Genomic DNA, 1,107 nt, shown 5'->3' with positions numbered 1-1,107 from the left:
ACATCATACAGACGAGTTTCCTGAACCACTGCGCCGCCGGATTCAATCACATCAATCTGTCTTTCAACTTCAATATTGATGGCACGTTCGACATTACGGAATGAGTTGATATTTTTCAGTTCAGCCCGGGTACCGAATTTTTCCTGACCTTTGGGACGTACGGAAACGTTGGCATCACAGCGGAATGAGCCTTCCTGCATATTGCCATCACATATTTCCAGATAACGTACCAAAGAGTGGATTTTTTTCATATAAGCAACAGCTTCTTTAGCGCTGCGCATATCGGGTTCGGAAACGATTTCCAGTAAAGGCGTCCCAGCGCGGTTCAGATCGATCCCGGTTTGACCGTGAAAATCTTCATGCAAGGATTTCCCGGCATCTTCTTCAAGATGGGCACGGGTGATGCCAATAATTCTCTCACTGCCGTCTTCCATTTCGATGGTGATTTGGCCTTTGCCAACGATTGGCAATTCAAACTGACTGATTTGGTAGCCTTTCGGCAAGTCTGGATAAAAATAGTTTTTGCGGGCAAATACTGAACGATCGGCAATTTCGGCATCAACCGCTAAACCGAATTTGACCGCCATACGAACAGCTTCTTTATTCAATACCGGCAGTACTCCCGGTAATCCAAGATCAACAGCACATGCCTGAGAGTTCGGTGCCGCACCGTAGGCAGTGGCTGCTCCGGAGAAAATTTTCGTTTTGGTTGCAAGTTGGGCGTGGATCTCTAGCCCGATAACAACTTCCCATTCCATAATTGACGGCCTGAATTTAAGTGATTAAAACTTCGAATTGTAGCAATTATTCACGCAGACTCAGAATTTTCCAGTCGCGCTGTCGTGCAATTTCGGCCAATGTTTCATCCGGATCCACCGCGATGGGGGTCTCGACCTGCTCCAGCAAAGGCAGATCATTGTGTGAATCACTGTAGAAATAACTGCCTGCAAGGTTATGCTGATGTTCGGTTAACCAATGTTGTAAACGGACAACTTTGCCATGCTGAAATGACGGAACACCCTGTACCTGACCGGTATAGCGCCCATCAACCATTTCCGGATCGGTGGCAATCAGATGGTCGATACCTAATATTTCAGCTATTGGCTT

At 46.7% G+C, this 1,107-nt stretch carries 2 protein-coding genes; both read right to left on the bottom strand.

Annotation, left to right across the window (positions count from 1 at the left end; genetic code table 11):
- On the bottom strand, positions 1 to 758 hold a 758-nt coding region (gene gatB / locus B3O33_RS04855), incomplete at its 3' end, for an Asp-tRNA(Asn)/Glu-tRNA(Gln) amidotransferase subunit GatB (RefSeq protein ID WP_292363108.1).
- A gap of 46 nt (positions 759 to 804) precedes the next feature.
- A partial coding sequence (locus B3O33_RS04850) for an HAD family hydrolase (RefSeq protein ID WP_292363106.1) occupies positions 805 to 1,107 on the bottom strand: 303 nt, incomplete at its 5' end.

The sequence above is a fragment of the Methylophaga sp. UBA1464 genome, from assembly GCF_002325665.1.
Taxonomy (GTDB): Bacteria; Pseudomonadota; Gammaproteobacteria; order Nitrosococcales; family Methylophagaceae; genus Methylophaga.
The sequence above is the reverse complement of the archived record's forward strand: the minus strand, read 5'-3'. Positions and strand labels throughout refer to the sequence as shown.